A 16,684-nucleotide genomic window follows, 5' to 3' on the forward strand; every position below is an offset into this window, starting at 1 on the left:
GAGCGGTCGGCTGTGCTTTTACGAAGGTTTCGTGACAGCTGGATGACAGAGTCAACCGACTGAAATCGCTGGATTTTTAGGTCTAAGCCGGCGTCTTGGCCTGGGGAAAACAGGCGGTAAAAGTGGCGCCCTGCCGGGGCACGCTTTCGATCAGAAGCCGACCGCGATGACGGTTAAGAATATGTTTCACCAGCGATAATCCGAGCCCGGTGCCGCCCTGCGAGCGGCTGTCGCCGACATCCACCCGGTAGAAGCGCTCGGTCAGCCGGGGCAGGTGCTCGGGCGCGATGCCAGGGCCGAAATCGCGGACCATGACCCGGATTTCCTGAGTTCCATCAGTGGCCGCGCTCGATGTCAGCGACACGATGACGCGTCCGCCCGAGGCGCCATATTTGAGCGCGTTCTCGATCAGGTTCTCGAACAGGCGGAGCAGTTCCTCCCGGTCGCCCGCGATCATCACCGGCGGCTCCGGCAGGTGGATGTCCACCTCGACCTGACGCTCGCGCGCCAGCGGCTCGAGCCCGTCGGCGACCTGGCGGATGATCGGGACGAGATCGACCAGGGTGTCCGGCCGGACATGGGCCGACAGCTCGACCCGCGACAGCGACAGAAGATCGTCGATCAGGCGCGCCATGCGCGTAGCCTGATTGTGCATGATGCCGAGGAAGCGCTCGCGTGCCTTTGGATCGTCCTTGGCCTGACCCTGGAGCGTATCGATGAAGCCCGACAGCGCCGCCAGCGGCGTGCGCAGCTCGTGGCTGGCATTGGCGACGAAATCGGCCCGCATCTCCTCGACCCGCCGCAACGGCGTCTGGTCGTGGAAGGTCATCAGCATGCATTTGTCAGTGCCGCCGAAGCTGGTCGGCACCGGTACCGGCGTGATGATCAGCTCCATCCAGCGATCGACCGGAACATGATCGAGATAGGTCGCGCGCCGCGGCTCGGTGGTCGCGATGGCCTCGCGCAGCGCGGTGATGATCTCCGGCGAGCGCAGCGCGAACTGGGCGAGCTCGTTCCGACGCAGCGCCGGCGCGAGCTGGGCGGCCGCGGCATTGAGGTGGACGACGCGGCCGGCGCGGTCGAGCAGCACCGCCGGATCCGGCATGCCGGCAACCACCGCGGCCACCGCCGCGCTCTCAACCGGGTTGATGCGCCTGACGTCGTCGCGGGAGGCGGCGGGATCGTGCAGCCGCCACGGGATCAAGGCGGCCGCCGCGATGCAGAGGAACACGATTGCGGCATGCAGCGCCGACAATTCGCCGAGCGAGACCACGACGGACAGCGCCAGCGCCGCGGCGATCAGAATGATGGTCGAGTGCCGCAGCCGGTCGGACCAGGGCTGGGCGGAGGGAGAAGAGGGGGCGTCGATCGCCATCGGGGCGGGCTTCTCCTGGGGGCTGTCCTTAAGGACCTGACACCGGTCAGGCGCCGCTGTCGCTGCGCTCTCTCACATAGGCGGCTTCAGGCGCAGGACCGGGGTCCAGCTTGAGCGCCGCCTGTTGCAACCGCTTCGATCGGGCGCCGATGATAACTTCTCGAAACGTCAGCAAGATTACAGATAGGACGAACGGAGACAGATAATAGAGGACGCGGAACAGCAGCATGCCGCCCAGGAGCTCCTCCCGGTCCATCTGCCAGAGGCCGACCAGCATGGCGGCGTCGAACACCCCCAAGCCCCCGGGCGAATGGCTGGCGAAGCCGAGCAGGGTCGCCGAGACGAAGATCACCGCGACCACGACGAAGCCGAGATTGGGCTCGTCCGGGACCAGCACGTACATCGCCAGCGCGCAGAAGCCGAGATCGACGATGCCGATCGCGATCTGGAGCAGCGTCAGCGGGCCGCCCGGCAGCACCACGGTCCAGGGGCCGCGGCCGACCACCCGCGGCTGGGTCCAGACCCAGACCACATAGCCGATCAGCGCCACGATGATCATCAGCGCCAGCGTCCGGTTCAGCCAGGCCGGCAGCTGGTCGATCGAGGCCGCCGCCTCCGGATGGTAGGAGATGCCGAGGCCGAGCACGGCGGCATTGCCCAGCCAGAACGTCAGGCCGGCGAGAAAGCAGATCTTTGCGACGTCGATCGCGTTCAGCCCGTAGGCCGAATAGATGCGGTAGCGCACCGCACCGCCAGTGAAGACGGATGCGCCGACATTGTGGCCGATCGAATAGCTGGTGAAGGCCGCGAGCGCGTTGATGCGATAGGGCACGTGGGCATGGCCGATCGCGCGCGTGGCGAAGAGGTCGTAGAAGGTCAGCGTGAAATAGCCCGCAGCGACGAACAGCGCCGCCATCGCAATCTGGCTCGGCTCGGTACTCTTGATCGCTTCGAGGACCTCGTTGAAATCGATGCCCCGCAGCATGTGGTAGAGCACATAGCAAGCGATGCCGATGACCGCGATGCTGATCACAACTCCAAGCTTATGCAGGATTTGCTTCTGGCGCAGAAACGTCGTCACCCTGCGTATGGCTTCCAGCATCTAGACCTCGAACAACGCTTCAACGGCCAGGGTGGCCGGCGGACAGGCGGACGCGCAGGCATTCAACGAACCCGCGCTGCCGGCGCCGGCATCGCGCATGCCCCCCGCCCCTCCACTAGCGCGTTTTCGGCCGAAGTGGAATTCGGCAATTCGAACAAAAACGCGTGCCTTCAATATTTTAGGCAGGGTAGCGGCTCCCGGTGCAGGGGTTGGCGCTTTCGGCGGCAAGGCCTGGCGCGAATCTCCATGGCGATCCTGCGCAGGGGCCATGAAGTTTTGATGATTTCGGCCGCACAATGTTCCGTCACGCCTTAAGCCGACGTCAATCTATGGGGCCCGCCCGTCTGTTGAAAGAGGGGGCAATCCCGGCATCGATCCCGGATTTTCCGATGCGCCGGAAGGTCGCGGGCTCCAGACCGCACTCAAGGCGCGGTCAAATAGCCGCGGCCAAAGGCGCCGGCCTGATCCTCGAAGATCGCCATGGCCGTGGTCATCCGCCTGAAGCCCAGGCGTTCGTAAAAGCCTTCCTTGCCCGGCACGGCGTAGAGGATGATCTTGCGATGGCCGCGGCAACGCGCAAGCAGACGTTCGATCATGTCGCGGCCGAGACCCCGCCCCTGATGCTCCGGGTGCACTGCGACATCACAGAGATAGGCGCAGTCGCGGCCATCGGCGAGTACGCGGCCTGCGCCGACGAGGCGCCCCTGCTCATAAGCGAAGGTTCGAAACATGCTGTTGCCAAACACGAGCGCGAGATCGGCCGGTGTCTTGGTGCCGAGCGGTGCGATGCGGTAGAGCGCGGACAGATCATCCCAGTCGACACCGGCGAGATCGTCGGACCAGACAATCGACATCGCAAAAGCCTCCCCGGCTCAGTCCCGGGCGGCATTAACGGCCGCCACGATTTCGTCGCCGTCAGGAAAATGACCTTTGCTGCGGCTGGCGACAATCCGGTCGCCGAGCTTCACCTGGAAAACGCCGCCCTTGCCGGGGACGAGATCCGATTCCAGCCCCAGCTGCCGGCGCAGCGCCGCGGCCGCCTCCTTGGCGCGCTTCTCATATCCACACGGCCGGCAATAGATGATGGTCACGTCGGACATCTCATCCTCCTTCAGGCCGCAAGTTGCGGACGCACCGCTTCGATGCCGGCGATCCAGCCGGCCACGGAACGGCCGATCGCATCGGGGTGATCCTCCTGGAGGTAGTGCCGACCGGGCCCGAGGCGGACGAGCGCGCAGTGCTGCAGCGAGGCCGCGAACGTCTCGGCAAATGCGGGAGTGACGACGGCTCCCGGCTCGCCCGCGAACAGCAGCTTCGGATAGGCGGACGCTTTCAGCGACGCATGAGCCGATTGCAGCGCGTGATAGACATCGGCGGGCTCGCCGGCGATCGGCAATTCACGCGGGAATGCAAGAACGGGACGACGGCTGTCCGGCGTCGGAAAAGGCTCGCGATAAGGCGCCATCTCGTCTTCGCTCAAACTTCGCATGATGCCGCCGGGCAGCACGCGTTCGACGAAGGCGTTCGCCTCCAGGACCATGGCCTCCCCCTCGCCTTGCGTCCTGAATTTTCGGAAAGTTTCGCGTGCAGCTTCCGCCTGGTGGAAATCCTGCCAGGTCGGCATCGGCCGGATGAACTCCATGAAGGCAAGCCCGCGCACGAAGGCCGGCCGGCGCGCCGCCAGATGAAATGCGAGCGCCGTGCCCCAGTCCTGCGCAATTAGATAGGCCGAATTGATGCCGAGCTCGTCGATCAACGCGTCGAGATAGCGGACGTGATCGAAGAAGCGATAGGCGATATCGGGTTTGCCGGACCGGCCGAAGCCGATGAGATCGGGCGCGATGCAATGCGCCACCGGCGCCACCAGCGGCAGGATGTTTCGCCAGATATGGGACGACGTCGGATTGCCGTGAAGAAAGAGCGCGACCGGCGCATCCTTCGCGCCCGTCTCGCGATAAGCCATCGTGCTTCCCAGCACGGAGGCGCTGCGGATCTGAATCTCGGCTTGCTGGCTCATGTCGGCTCCTTGAAGACGGTCTTGAAGGCGATGGTCTTGAATCGCTCGAGCGCGCGGGGCGTGCGGTCGACCTTCATGCGCAGGATCGCGCCCTGCCAGGACGCGAGCAGGAAGTCGGCAAGCTCCTCGGGCTCGAATTCGGAATCGATCTCGCCGCTTTCCTGCGCCTCGCTGATGCAGGCCGCGAACGGCATGCGCCACTCGGCAAATATTTCGGCGAGGCGGGTGCGCAGCAGTTCGCTGCTGCCGGCCGCTTCCAGACTGAGATCGCCGATGAGGCAGCCGCGTCCGTATCCGTCGGCTTCGAGGCGGCCGGTGATGATGTCGAGATAGCGTTTGAGCCGCGCCCGCGGCGTCAGCGAGGCGTCTTCAAGGGCCTCCGCGACCAATCCCTTCGTGATCTCGAAATATCGATCGAGCACCTCCGAAGCGAACGCTTCCTTGGAGCGAAAATGATTGGTGAAGGACCCCTGCGGGGCGCCCGCCGCGGCGGTGACATCGCGCACGCTGGTGCCGTGATAGCCGGTCCGGAACATGACCTTGAGGCCGGCGTCGAGGATGGCGTCTTTGAGCGAGGGCTTGGGCATGAGCATATAATACGTACGTACGTATTATTGTCAAGCGCTTCCTTTCCCGACTCTTCATGACCTCGCTGGGGGAGAAAGGGGGCTCGGCGGCGGGGCTTCAGCCTGCCCGCATGCTGCGCGCGACCACGCGATCGCGCAGCCAGGCGCCGATGGTGCAGCCGACCAGGTAACAGGCGAACATGATCAGGCCGAGGTCGAGCCAGTAGCCGAAGCGGCCGGGGACCACATGGGCGAGGGAGGCCGCGACTAGGGCGGCGGCAAGCACGGCGAGCCAGCGCGCGGTCACCTTCGAAGTGCCGTTGCCGCGCTGGACCACCGAGATCCAGCCCATGCAGAAGCCCAGCAGCAGCGAGCCGATCAGCCAGCCCAGATGGAACGAGACGAGATAGGGCATCGTCACCTCACCAGAAATTCGATGCGGCGGTTCTGCGCCTTGCCTTCATCGGTGTCGTTGCCGGCGACGGGCTGCGTGCTGCCATGGCCGACCGCGGTGAAACGGCTGGCGGGCAGGCCCGCCCTGACCAGATAGTCGATCACTGCTTGAGCGCGCTTTTCCGAGAGAGCCTGGTTGAAGGAATCCTCGCCATCGGCGTCGGTATGTCCGGCGACCTCGATATTGGTGGTGGGGCAGCGCAGCGCCGTCTCGATGAGACGATCGAGGATGCCGGCCGAATCGGGATCGATGTCCGCGCGCTTGTTGGCGAAGCGGATCTTGCCCTTGGTCAGAAGCTCCGAGAACAATTGCTGGCACACGGTGCCGTCGACCGGGCCTGCGGCGGGCTTCACCGTGATCTCCGGCTTGTATTGCCAGTTCTTCGGGAAGTCCTTGCCGAGGCCTGCGCGGATCTCGTTGGCGGCGCCCTCGTAGAGCGCATCGCCCGAGAGCTTCACCTCGCGGTCGGAGACGACGAGCGTGCCGGTCGACAGCCGCGACAGCGCGCCGAGCGCCGCGACGACGGCCGTGTTGAAGGAGCCGGGTGCGCCGATGCTGGCCTTGAGATTGTCGACGACCTTTTCGGTGAAGAACTTTCGCGAGGCGCTGGTGGCAATTGCGGCGTGGACGTTGTTGTCAGGAACGTAGCCGGTCAGCGTCACCGTCGCGGCTACCGGATCCTTGTAGGCCTGGAAGATGTAGGGCGGCGCCTTGATCTCGTTGGCGGCGATCGAAAAGCCCTCGGGCAGGTTCTTCAGCGCAGCCGCGATTGCCTCGCGGCCGCCGAGCTCGCGCGCCATGCCCGACAGGTTGACCTTGGTGTCCGTGATCGTGATCTTGCCGTCCTTCAGCTTGCCGATCTGATCGAGCAGCAGCATCGCGGCGGCCTCGAACCGCGGTGGCGCCCCGCGCGCCAGCCCCATCTGATCGGCGACCTCGACGCCGCCGACTTCCTTTCGGGCCGCCTCGGTCAGCCGACCCTTCATCGACGGCAGCGGCGCGGAGCCCGACAGCGTCACCCGCACCACGTCGCGCTCGGCGTTCCAGACGAAGGGCTTGGCCTCAGGAACGAGGCGGGTCCGGTCGTCCACCAGCCGCACGCCGGGCACGGTTTCGACCGCCATCACCGCGTCGCGGCGCCCCTCCTCGGAGAAGGCGTCCGCGACCAGGCTGACGTCGCGGCCGTCGACCGCGATCCGGGTCTTGTCCAGAACGGTGTCCTTCAGCGCAGCCGAGCTGCGGGCCGACAGATCGGCCTCGACCGGTAAGGTGTTATTCCAGGCCGCAAATCCCCACATGACGGCAAGGGGGATGAGCCCCGGCCACCATTTACCGGCCCACGAGAAAAGCTTCTGCATTCGACGACCCGAACTCTGGAAACGGAGACAAAACAAACCCTTGGCAGGCTGTCAAACCGGAAATGGCACTGTTCCGAAGGCCCGGGTGGGACAATTGGAATAACTTTTTCTTCAAGGGTTCTTCCGTAAGTTGAGCGCGGAATGCCAAAGTCCCCCACCCGGTCATGAAACAACTGCGTAACAACGTCATCCGCGCCGGGCTGGGAGCTCTCTATTTCAGCGGGGCGCACCACCTGTTGCGCCCGCTTTTGTCGGGCGTCGGCGCCATTTTCATGCTGCACCACGTGCGGCCGGCGCGCGAGGCCGCGTTCCAGCCGAACCGGCATCTCGAGGTCACCCCAGAATTCCTGCGCGCCACGCTGTGCCATTTGCGCTCGCGCGACATCGACATCGTCAGCATGGACGAGCTGCATGAGCGGCTGGTGGAAGGCCGGTTCGACCGCCGCTTCGCCGCCTTCACCCTCGACGACGGTTATCGCGACAATCTGCATTACGCCCTGCCGGTGCTGCGCGAATTTGACGCGCCGCTGGCGGTCTATGTCGCGAGCGATTTTGCCGACGGCACCGGGCGATTGTGGTGGACGGCGCTGGAGGCCGTGATCGCCAAGACCGACCAGATCGACGTCCGGATCGGCAATTCCGCGCTGCGGCTCGATGCGACCACGATTGCGGCGAAGCAGGCGGCGTTCGACCGCCTGCACGACTGGCTGCGCGCGCTGCCGGGCGAACACGATCTTGCGCGCGAGATCGGGGCGCTGTGCACGGCCTACGGCGTCGACATGGAAGCGCTGTGCCGCAGCCTCTGCCTGTCCTGGGCCGAGCTGAAGTCCTTTGCCGCCGATCCGCTGGTCACGATCGGCGCGCACAGCGTCAGCCATTGCAATCTCGCCAAGCAGGCGGAAGACATCGCCGCGCAGGAGATGGGCACGAGCCGCGCGCGGATCGAGCAGGTGCTGGAGCGCCCCGTGCTGCACCTCGCCTATCCCTATGGCGACCGCGACGCCGCAGGGGCGCGCGAATTCGCCCTTGCCGCATCCGCCGGCTTCAAGACCGCGGTGACGACACGGCCCGGCATGCTGTTCGCGGAGAACGCCGACTACATGACCGCGCTGCCCCGCGTCTCGCTCAACGGCAATTATCAGGACGCGCGGATCTTGCCGGTGCTGACCTCGGGCGCCGCGACCGCGATGTGGAACGGCTTCCGCCGCATCGCGGCGGCTTAGGCCTCATTCTGCGTACGTGAGGGCAAGCGCGCCTTCCTTGACTCCCCTTCCCACTCCGCCCACAACCAGCGGCAACCAAGGGAGGAACACATGTTCAACGATCTGTTCTCGCTCAAAGGCCGCATCGCGCTGGTGACCGGCGGCTCGCGCGGCATCGGCAAGATGATCGCGGCGGGATTTCTCAGCGCCGGCGCGGCGAAGGTCTACATCACCGCGCGCAAGGCCGGACCTTGCGAGGAGACCGCCAAGGAGCTCAGCGCGCAATATGACGGCGAATGCATCGCGCTGCCGATCGACATTTCGAGCATCGAAGGCTGCAACAGGCTCGCCGGCGAGATCATCAAGCTGGAGCCGAGGCTCGACATCCTCGTCAACAATGCCGGCGCGGCCTGGGGCGCCGAGTTCGACGAATTCCCGGAGAGCGGCTGGGACAAGGTGATGAACCTCAACGTCAAGGCGCCGTTCTTCCTGACCAAGGCGCTGGCCGGCCCCTTGCGTGCGGCGGCGAGCGCAGAGCAGCCGGCGAAAGTGATCAACATCGCCTCGATCGACGGTATCTTCGTCAATCCGATGGAGACCTATTCCTACGCCGCGAGCAAGGCCGGGCTGATCCATCTGACCCGGCGCATGGCGGTGAAGCTGATCCCCGACCATGTCGTGGTCAGCGCCATCGCGCCGGGGCCATTCAAATCCGACATGAACCGCGCCGCGCGCGATCACGGCGACGAGGTCGCAACGCGCGTGCCTGCGGGCCGCATCGGCACCGATGAGGACATGGCGGGCGCCGCGATCTATCTCGCCTCGCGCGCGGGCGACTACGTTGTCGGCAACACCATCGCGGTGGACGGCGGCATCGTCTATGCGAATGCGGGGATCAAGGGCAGCGGGTGGGATAGCTGAAGGAGGCGATTGGTACTCCGCTCTCGCCTCATACTCCGCTGTCATGCCCCGGCTTGACCGGGGCATCCAGTAAGCCGCGGCCTCGCGGCTCTATGACGACAGTCTCTGGAATACTGGATCGCCCGGTCAAGGCCGGGCGATGACAGTGAGTGCGTGGCGGCCATCGCATCTCGCTAGCAGCCGTTACGACTCGATCTTCACGTACTCGAAATCGCCGGGCTTGTTGTCGATGCCGACTTTCGGCGGCGAGATCCAGGAGGCGAACTGGCCGGTCTCGGTGACGGGCTGCATCAATGACGTGATGAAGTCACCGTCGCTGGCCGACGGCAGCCATTCGTCCTTGCGCTTGGCCCAGGTGGCATCGTCGATCAGAATGCCGTCGGGCGTCGCATGCACGTCCTTGAACTCGCCGATGTGGCGGTGGAAGGCGACGTTGGGCAAGGTCAGCTTGAAGTCGTAGCCCGCGGTCGAGATCACCTTGTTCCAGCGCAGCATGCCCTTGACGCAATCCTGGCTGTAATCGTCGCGCAGGCGCATGTTGAGCGCGGTCAGCGCCGGCTCGTCAACCAGTTTGACCTCGCCGTTGATCAGCTTGAGCACCGGATAGGTCGAGTTCTTGAGCTGGTGATCGTCGTCGATCTGGGTCTCGTGATAGCGGCCCTTGATGCCGGCGTTGAAGGCGTTGGCCGCGTTGGTCGAGACCTCCGAGCCGAACAGGTCGAGCGAGAGCGTATAGTGCAGGTTCAGCTTCTTCTGGATGGTCGGGAGATCGATGACGCCGAGCGCGCGGACCTTCGCGATGTCCGTGGGATCGGTGATGCCGGCCGCCTTCATCGCATCGCAAGTGCGCTGCACGACGCGGGTGATGCCGGTCTCGCCGACGAACATGTGGTGCGCCTCTTCGGTCAGCATGAAGCGGCAGGTGCGCGACAGCGGATCGAAGCCGGACTGCGCCAGTGAGTGTAGCTGCATCTTGCCGTCGCGGTCGGTGAAATAGGTGAACATGAAGAAGGACAGCCAGTCCGGCGTCGCCTCGTTGAAGGCGCCCAGCATGCGCGGCGCGTCGGCGTCGCCGGAGCGGCGGCGCAAGAGATCGTCGGCTTCCTCGCGGCCGTCGCGGCCGAAATATTTCTGCAGCAGGTAGACCATCGCCCAGAGATGGCGGCCTTCCTCGACATTGACCTGGAACAAATTGCGCATGTCGTAGAGCGAGGGCGCGGTCTTGCCGAGATGGCGCTGCTGCTCGACCGAGGCCGGCTCGGTGTCGCCCTGGATCACGATTAGGCGGCGCAGCATGGCGCGATGCTCGCCCGGGACTTCCTGCCAGGCCGGCTCGCCATAATGCTCGCCGAACGGCACGACGCGGTTCTCTTCCTGCGGCGCAAGGAGAATGCCCCAGCGATATTCGGGCATGCGGACGTAATCGAACTTGGCCCAGCCGCGCGGATCGACCGAGTACGCGGTGCGCAAATAGACCAGCGATTCCTGGAAGCCTTCCGGCCCCATGTCGCTCCACCAATCCATGTAGCCGGGATGCCAGCCTTCCAGCGCTTTCAGCACCTGGCGGTCTTCGGCGAGATTGACGTTGTTGGGAATCTTGGTCGAGTAGTCGACGTTCATGATGTTCATGTTCATGGCCGTGCTCCTTGGTCTGTCCCGTGTCCCGGACGCTGCGCTAGCCGCGAAGCGGTGCGCTGCAGAGCCGGGACCCATTGTTCGGTCCGTCTGGGTCCCGGTTCTGCGCAGCGTCACTTCGTGCCGCAGCGCGCCCGGGACACGATCATCATCAAACCCGCGTCATATCGAATTTCGGCTTCTGGCCACTGCCGTAACGGCGCAGCGCGCCCTCCTCGCCGACAGCGTTCGGGCGCTGGAAGATCCAGTTCTGCCAGGCGGTGAGGCGGGCGAAGATCTTTGATTCCATCGTCTCGGGGCCGACGAAGCGCAGGCTCGCTTCCATGCCGGTGAGGCTGTCGGGCGAGAAGCTGGCGCGCTCCTCGAGAAACACACGAACCTCGTCGTCCCAGTCGATGTCGTCGAGCGCGAAGGTGACGAGGCCGAGCTCTTCCGCCTGCTCGGCGTCGAGGCTGGTGCCGAGCGTCGCTTCCGCGCGCTCCAGATCGGACGGGTCGGCCTGGAAGCGCGATTGCAGCCGCGTCAGGCCATGGCTCATCGGATACGGGCCGAAATTCATCGCGGACAGCTCGATCGAGGGCGGCGGGCGGTTGTCGCCCTGGCGCGTGCCGATCAACATGTAGGAGCGGTCGGCGGCGAAGACGAGCTCGGCGAGCGTGCCGGCAAAGCAGGAGCCGGGCTCGACCAGCGTCACCAGCGTGCGCGAGGTGACGTCGACGCGCTTGAGCACGCGCTTCCAGTAATGCCTGATCTCGTTGACCAGCCAATGCGCCTTGTTGGCTTCGAGGAAAGCATCGCAGGCCAGCACATGGGCGCGGTCGCCATGGCTCTTGAAGACGAGCATGGCGATCTCGAGCTCGTTGATGCGTAAGTGCAGGATGGCGTCGTCGAGCTCGCGCGCCACCTGCAGCGGCCAGAACGAGGCGCCTTGCGCCATCATGCCGTCGATGTCGGCGGGCGGCGCAGTCTCCGGCGCCTTGATGGAGATGGTGGCGATGCGGGCGGTGCGATCGATGTCGACGGTGACGAGGCCGTAGCGGATGCTGTTTTGGTCGATCAGACGCTTGAGCGGCGTCAGCGCGATGCCCTTGCCGCTGCCCTTGCGGGTCGAGGCCGCCGCAAACTCCTTGGCGCGCTCGGCGATCTTGGCCTCGAGCTTGGAGTTCGGCGCGATCTCGTCGACGAGGCGCCATTGCACGGCGCGCTTGCCCTTCACGCCTTCCTCGATGGTGCAGAAGACATCGGCGTGGTCGCGGCGCACCTTGCGCTTGTCGACCACGCGGGTCAAACCGCCGGTGCCCGGCAGCACCGCGAGCAGCGGCACTTCGGGCAGCGCTACTGCGGACGAGCCGTCGTCGGCGAGGATGATGTGATCGGTCGCGAGCGCCAGCTCATAGCCGCCGCCGGCGGCGGAGCCGTTCACGACCGTGATGAAACGCTGGCCGGAATTCTCCGAAGAATCTTCCATGCCGTTGCGGGTCTCGTTGGTGAACTTGCAGAAATTGACCTTATGCGCATGGGTCGAGCCCGCGAGCATGCGGATGTTGGCCCCGGCGCAGAACACGCGGTTCTTGGCCGAGCGCAGCAGGACGACCTTCACCTCGGGATGCTCGAAACGCAGGCGCTGGATCGCGTCGGCCAGCTCGATGTCGACGCCGAGATCGTAGGAATTGAGCTTGAGCAAATAGCCCTCGAACAGGCCGCCATTCTCGTCGACGTCCATGGTCAACGTCGCGACGTCGCCCTCGACCGCGAGCTTCCAATGCTTGTAGCGGGACGGTTCGGTCTGGAAATCGATGAATGTCGCGCCGCCTGCGAGGCGCCGATCTTCCCCGGCCATGAGCCACCCTTAAGCTTGGTTATGCATTTCGAGCGTTAGATGCACAATAGTGCATCTTGCCCAGTCAGTCTAGCCCGAATCTCGGACTCACATGCACTTTGCTTCATCTCGATCGCATGCGCCTCATGCGGCCTGAAGCCCTGGATCGTCCCGCAAGGCGGCCTTTGCGAACTGCGTGATGGCATCGAGGGTGGGTCCCGGGGCCTCGCGATGGGGGGAATGCGCCGCGCCGGCAAAGACATTCAGGTCGACTGGGCAGTAACATTCCTCCTGCGCGATCTCGGCCTGGCGCAGCGTCCCATATTGATCATCTGCGCCCTGCACGATCATGACGGGCACGCGGATGTAGGCGAGGTATTCGGAGATATCCCAATCGCGGAATTTCGGATCGAGCCAGGCGCCGTTCCAGCCCTGGAAGGCATTGTCGACGTCCTTGTGCCAGCGCGCGAGTTTTGACCTGAGGTCCGTGGTCTCGAACGTCGTCTTGATCGCGGCGATGGATTTGATCGAGATGTCCTCGACGATGAAATGCGGCGCGATCAGCACGAGGCCGTTGAGGCGATGATCCTGATGCGCCCCGGCATAGATGGTGGCGATCGAGGCACCATCGGAATGGCCGAGCAGAAGGCTGCGCTTGAACTGAATCGCATCGAGCAGCTTCGGCAGCACGTCCAGGGCCTCGCGATGCATGTAGTCGAGCGGCCGCGGCAGCGCGACCGGGCTGGACTGGCCGTAGCCTGCGCGCGAATAGGCAAAGATGCCCGCGCCCGTGGCCTGCTGCAGCTTCTCCGGGAAATCACCCCAGAGGCCGACGGAGCCGAGGCCTTCATGCAGCATCACGATGGTGGGCGCGTCGGCCGATTGCGGCGCGAGCCATTTGTATTCGAGGCTGACGCCGCCGATGTCGAGGAAGCCGGTGGGGGTGAGATTGGTCATGGTCGAATTCCCATTCCTAGCCAAATGCCGAGATGCTCACCCTCCCCTGGAGGGGGAGGGTCGATTCACAGCGAGCGCAGCGAGATGTGAAGCGGGGTGGGGTGACAGCCTCTCCGCAGATGCAGTGCCCGTGTGGAGAGATCACCCCACCCCGTCACGCGTCTCGCTACGCTCCATCGCGTGCCGACCCTCCCCCTCCCCTGGAGGGTAAGCAAGCGCCACACGCTCAATGCGCCCCTTCCCGCAGCTTGAACCGCTGGATCTTGCCGGTCGCCGTTTTCGGCAGCGAGTCCACCACGTCGATCCAGCGCGGATATTTCCAGGGGCCGATCTTCTGCTTGACGTGCTCCTTGAGCATCTCCTGCAAATCCGTCGTCTTGGCGCCGGGACGCAGCACGACGAAGGCCTTGGGCTTCAAGAGTCCTTCCGGATCGGCCTCGGGCACGACGGCAGCTTCCAGCACCGCCGGATGCGTGATCAGCGCACTCTCCACTTCGAACGGTGAGACCCAGATGCCTGAGACCTTGAACATGTCGTCGGCGCGGCCGCAGAAGGTGTAGCGGCCATCCGCGTCACGGACATATTTGTCGCCGGTGCGGGTCCACGGTCCCTCGAAGGTGCGGCGGCTCTTGTGACGCTGGTTCCAGTAGCCTTCGCCGGCCGAGGGCGCATCGACCAGGAGCTCGCCGACTTCGCCGTCAGCAACATCCTGCCCGGCTTCGTTGACGAGCCGCACCGCATAGCCTGGCACCGGCTTGCCGGACGAGCCGTATTTGATGTCGCCGGGCGCGTTCGAAAGAAAAATGTGCAACAGCTCGGTCGAGCCGACGCCGTCGAGGATGTCGACGTTAAAGCGCGCCTTCCAGCTGTTGCCGACCGATTCCGGCAGCGCCTCGCCCGCGGAGGTGCAGATGCGCAACGCCTTGCCGCCGCGCTCGCTCTTCATCGTCTCGTCATTGAGCATCGCCGCGAACAGCGTCGGCACGCCGTAGAAGATCGAGGGATCGTAGCGGTTCATCAGGTCGAACATGCGCGCCGGGGTCGGCCGCTCGCTGTTGAGGATCACGCTGGCGCCGACCGACATCGGAAAGGTCAGCGCATTGCCGAGGCCATAGGCGAAGAACAATTTCGCCGCGGAGAGACACACATCGCTCTCGCGAATGCCGAGCACCTGTTTTGCGTAGGTGTCGGCGGTCGCCTGCAAATTGGAATGGATGTGGCGCACGCCCTTGGGCATGCCCGTTGACCCCGACGAATACAGCCAGAACGCCGGCTCGTCCGGATGCGTCGCGGCGGTGGTGAACTGGTCGCTCTCGGCGGCCAGCTCTTCGGCAAGCTGCTTGTGGCCGTTCTGCTTGGCGCCGGAGACCACGACATGCTCGAGATCAGGCATGCGGCCGACGACGTCCTTGATGACGGGGTAGAGCGCTTCGGACACGAACAGCACGCGCGCGCGGCAATCGGCGAGGATGTAGGCGTATTGGTCCGCGGTCAGCAGCGTGTTGAGCGGCACCGGCACGATGCCGGCGCGGATCGCGCCCAGGAACACGATCGGAAAATCGACCGTATCGAGCATGATCATCGCCACGCGCTCCTCGCGGCGGACGCCGAGCCGGCGCAGCATGTTGGCGGCGCGCCGGGTCTGTTGCTGGAGCTCGCCATAGGTGAGCCGCGAGACGGTGTCATCGAAGGCCAGCTTGCTGCCCCTGCCCTCCTCGACGTTACGGTCGAGCAGCCAGGTCACCGCGTTGTAGGATCCCTCGCTCACGGACATCTCTCCCGAATTTAGAATTATAATTCATAGAAAGACACCACGGCGGCTTGCTGTCAATGCCAGCAGGCACTATGTTTCATTAAAACGCGCCGCAGGACACCTGTAAAGAAGGCTCATGACCGAAAGTCCCGACGCCGAATCCCGCTTCCTCGAACAGCTCGGCCAGCGTGTGCGCACCATGCGCGCGCTGCGCGGCATGTCGCGCAAAGTGCTCGCCAAGGTATCGGGAATCTCGGAGCGCTACATCGCGCAGCTCGAAAGCGGCAAGGGCAATGTCTCGATCGTGCTGCTGCGCCGCGTCTCCGACGCGATGGGCGCGCACCTCGAAGACCTGCTGCCAAGCGCCGATCCGACGCCGGACTGGCAGATGTTTCGCGACCTCTTGCGCAAGGCGACCCCCAGCCAGATCGCGCAAGCAAAAGATCTGCTCACTGGGGCCAGCGCCTCCGCGCCGCGGCGCGCGCCATTCTGCGGCATCGCGCTGATCGGCCTGCGCGGCGCCGGCAAGTCGACGCTTGGGCGGATGCTGGCGAAGAAGATCGGCTGGAGCTTTGTCGAGCTCAACAAGGAGGTCGAGCAGCAGAACGGGCTCTCGGTCGCCGAGATCATCGCGCTCTACGGCCAGGAAGGCTTTCGCCGCATGGAGCAGGCGGCGCTGCAACAGCTGCTGGCGCGCAACGAGCTGATGGTGCTGGCAACCGGCGGCGGCATCGTCTCCGAGCCCCTGACCTTCGACAAGGTCCTGAGCTCGTTCTACACGATCTGGCTGAAGGCCGAGCCCGAGGAGCACATGGCGCGCGTGCGCCGCCAGGGCGATCTGCGCCCGATGGCGGATGATCGCTCGGCGATGACGGAGCTGCGCAACATCCTGCTGAGCCGCGAGCCGCTGTATTCGCGCGCGACCGCGGTGGTGGATACGGCGGGGCTGTCGGTCGACGCCGCCGCCGCGCGCCTGATCGATGCGGTGCGCCCGGTGCTGCAGAACGAGGCCCGCAGCTTCGGCCTACGCAGCGTGGCGCTGTAGAGAATGACCGACACCACCACCGTAATCTCCATGTTCGAGCGGATCGGCGGCCGCGCCACGATCGACGCCCTGGTCGACCGCTTCTACGACCGCATGGACACGCTGCCGGAGGCGAAGATCATCCGCGCCATGCATGCGGACGACCTCGGCCCGATCAGGGACGTGCTGAAGCGCTATCTCACTGAATGGACCGGCGGCCCGCGGCTCTATACGCCCGAGAAAGGCCATCCGCGGCTGCGCCAGCGCCATTTCGGCTTTTCCATTGGAGACGCCGAGCGCGACGCGTGGATGCTGTGCATGCGCGGCGCGATGGAGCAGACGATCACCGATGCCATCGCACGGCAGGATCTCGACAAGGCACTGTCGAGCCTTGCGGATTGGATGCGCAACCGGCCGTGACAGGGCCGCCTTTGGCGCAGTTCGACGGCGTATCGCGTACCCTGCACCGGGTCATTTGAGTTCCGCCGCGATCGCCTGCTA

Annotated in this window: 16 protein-coding genes; 4 read left to right on the top strand and 12 right to left on the bottom strand. The window is 65.0% G+C overall.

The window, feature by feature from the left end; translation table 11 throughout:
- Window positions 1-82: 82 nt before the first annotated feature.
- The 8 genes from ACNJYD_RS36910 to ACNJYD_RS36945 form a co-directional block, all read right to left on the bottom strand.
- Window positions 83-1,375 carry an ATP-binding protein gene (locus ACNJYD_RS36910; RefSeq protein WP_172786123.1) on the bottom strand — a complete coding sequence of 431 codons (1,293 nt, stop codon included), beginning with the start codon at window positions 1,373-1,375 and terminating at the stop codon, window positions 83-85.
- 46 nt (window positions 1,376-1,421) lie between these two features.
- Entirely contained in the window at window positions 1,422-2,477 is a 1,056-nt protein-coding gene (locus ACNJYD_RS36915; RefSeq protein ID WP_172786124.1) for a lysylphosphatidylglycerol synthase domain-containing protein, read from the bottom strand.
- A gap of 422 nt (window positions 2,478-2,899) precedes the next feature.
- Window positions 2,900-3,331, bottom strand: a complete 432-nt coding sequence (locus ACNJYD_RS36920) for a GNAT family N-acetyltransferase (protein ID WP_439364852.1) — start codon at window positions 3,329-3,331, stop codon at window positions 2,900-2,902.
- An 18-nt stretch (window positions 3,332-3,349) separates the two neighbouring features.
- Window positions 3,350-3,577, bottom strand: coding sequence for a SelT/SelW/SelH family protein (locus ACNJYD_RS36925; protein WP_172786126.1), 228 nt, complete (start codon window positions 3,575-3,577; stop codon window positions 3,350-3,352).
- Window positions 3,578-3,588: 11 nt separating this feature from the next.
- On the bottom strand, window positions 3,589-4,494 hold the full coding sequence (locus ACNJYD_RS36930) for a haloalkane dehalogenase (RefSeq protein WP_439364853.1): 906 nt from the start codon (window positions 4,492-4,494) through the stop codon (window positions 3,589-3,591).
- Window positions 4,491-5,081: a TetR/AcrR family transcriptional regulator gene (locus ACNJYD_RS36935; protein ID WP_212256056.1), complete on the bottom strand. Its 591-nt coding sequence runs from the start codon at window positions 5,079-5,081 to the stop codon at window positions 4,491-4,493. The genes ACNJYD_RS36930 and ACNJYD_RS36935 overlap by 4 nt, the downstream gene beginning before the upstream one ends.
- A 97-nt stretch (window positions 5,082-5,178) precedes the next feature.
- Window positions 5,179-5,475, bottom strand: coding sequence for a hypothetical protein (locus tag ACNJYD_RS36940; protein ID WP_212256054.1), 297 nt, complete (start codon window positions 5,473-5,475; stop codon window positions 5,179-5,181).
- 2 nt (window positions 5,476-5,477) lie between these two features.
- Complete coding sequence (locus tag ACNJYD_RS36945; protein ID WP_439364854.1) at window positions 5,478-6,872, bottom strand: OmpA family protein; 1,395 nt, start codon at window positions 6,870-6,872, stop codon at window positions 5,478-5,480.
- A 164-nt stretch (window positions 6,873-7,036) separates the two neighbouring features.
- Here ACNJYD_RS36945 and ACNJYD_RS36950 point away from each other — a divergent pair, with 164 nt between their 5' ends.
- Window positions 7,037-8,095, top strand: coding sequence for a polysaccharide deacetylase family protein (locus tag ACNJYD_RS36950; RefSeq protein ID WP_439364855.1), 1,059 nt, complete (start codon window positions 7,037-7,039; stop codon window positions 8,093-8,095).
- A 90-nt stretch (window positions 8,096-8,185) separates the two neighbouring features.
- Window positions 8,186-8,995, top strand: a complete 810-nt coding sequence (locus tag ACNJYD_RS36955) for an SDR family oxidoreductase (protein WP_439364856.1) — start codon at window positions 8,186-8,188, stop codon at window positions 8,993-8,995.
- A 183-nt stretch (window positions 8,996-9,178) separates the two neighbouring features.
- Here the strand turns inward: ACNJYD_RS36955 and boxB are convergent, their stop codons facing one another.
- From boxB to ACNJYD_RS36975, 4 genes are all read right to left on the bottom strand, one after another.
- Window positions 9,179-10,630: a benzoyl-CoA 2,3-epoxidase subunit BoxB gene (gene boxB, locus ACNJYD_RS36960; RefSeq protein ID WP_172786133.1), complete on the bottom strand. Its 1,452-nt coding sequence runs from the start codon at window positions 10,628-10,630 to the stop codon at window positions 9,179-9,181.
- Window positions 10,631-10,781: 151 nt separating this feature from the next.
- Entirely contained in the window at window positions 10,782-12,470 is a 1,689-nt protein-coding gene (boxC, locus tag ACNJYD_RS36965) for a 2,3-epoxybenzoyl-CoA dihydrolase (RefSeq protein WP_439364857.1), read from the bottom strand.
- 123 nt (window positions 12,471-12,593) lie between these two features.
- Window positions 12,594-13,406 carry an alpha/beta fold hydrolase gene (locus tag ACNJYD_RS36970; RefSeq protein ID WP_439364858.1) on the bottom strand — a complete coding sequence of 271 codons (813 nt, stop codon included), beginning with the start codon at window positions 13,404-13,406 and terminating at the stop codon, window positions 12,594-12,596.
- A gap of 226 nt (window positions 13,407-13,632) precedes the next feature.
- Complete coding sequence (locus ACNJYD_RS36975; RefSeq protein WP_439364859.1) at window positions 13,633-15,174, bottom strand: benzoate-CoA ligase family protein; 1,542 nt, start codon at window positions 15,172-15,174, stop codon at window positions 13,633-13,635.
- A gap of 121 nt (window positions 15,175-15,295) precedes the next feature.
- Between ACNJYD_RS36975 and ACNJYD_RS36980 the strand changes: the two genes are divergently transcribed.
- A complete protein-coding gene (locus ACNJYD_RS36980) occupies window positions 15,296-16,204 on the top strand; it encodes a helix-turn-helix transcriptional regulator (protein WP_439364860.1) in 909 nt (302 codons plus the stop codon).
- Window positions 16,205-16,207: 3 nt separating this feature from the next.
- Window positions 16,208-16,603 (top strand): group II truncated hemoglobin, encoded by a 396-nt coding sequence (locus tag ACNJYD_RS36985; RefSeq protein ID WP_439364861.1) that lies wholly within the window; start codon window positions 16,208-16,210, stop codon window positions 16,601-16,603.
- Window positions 16,604-16,684: the final 81 nt, after the last annotated feature.

The organism is Bradyrhizobium sp. SPXBL-02, assembly GCF_051853065.1.
Lineage (GTDB): Bacteria > Pseudomonadota > Alphaproteobacteria > Rhizobiales > Xanthobacteraceae > Bradyrhizobium.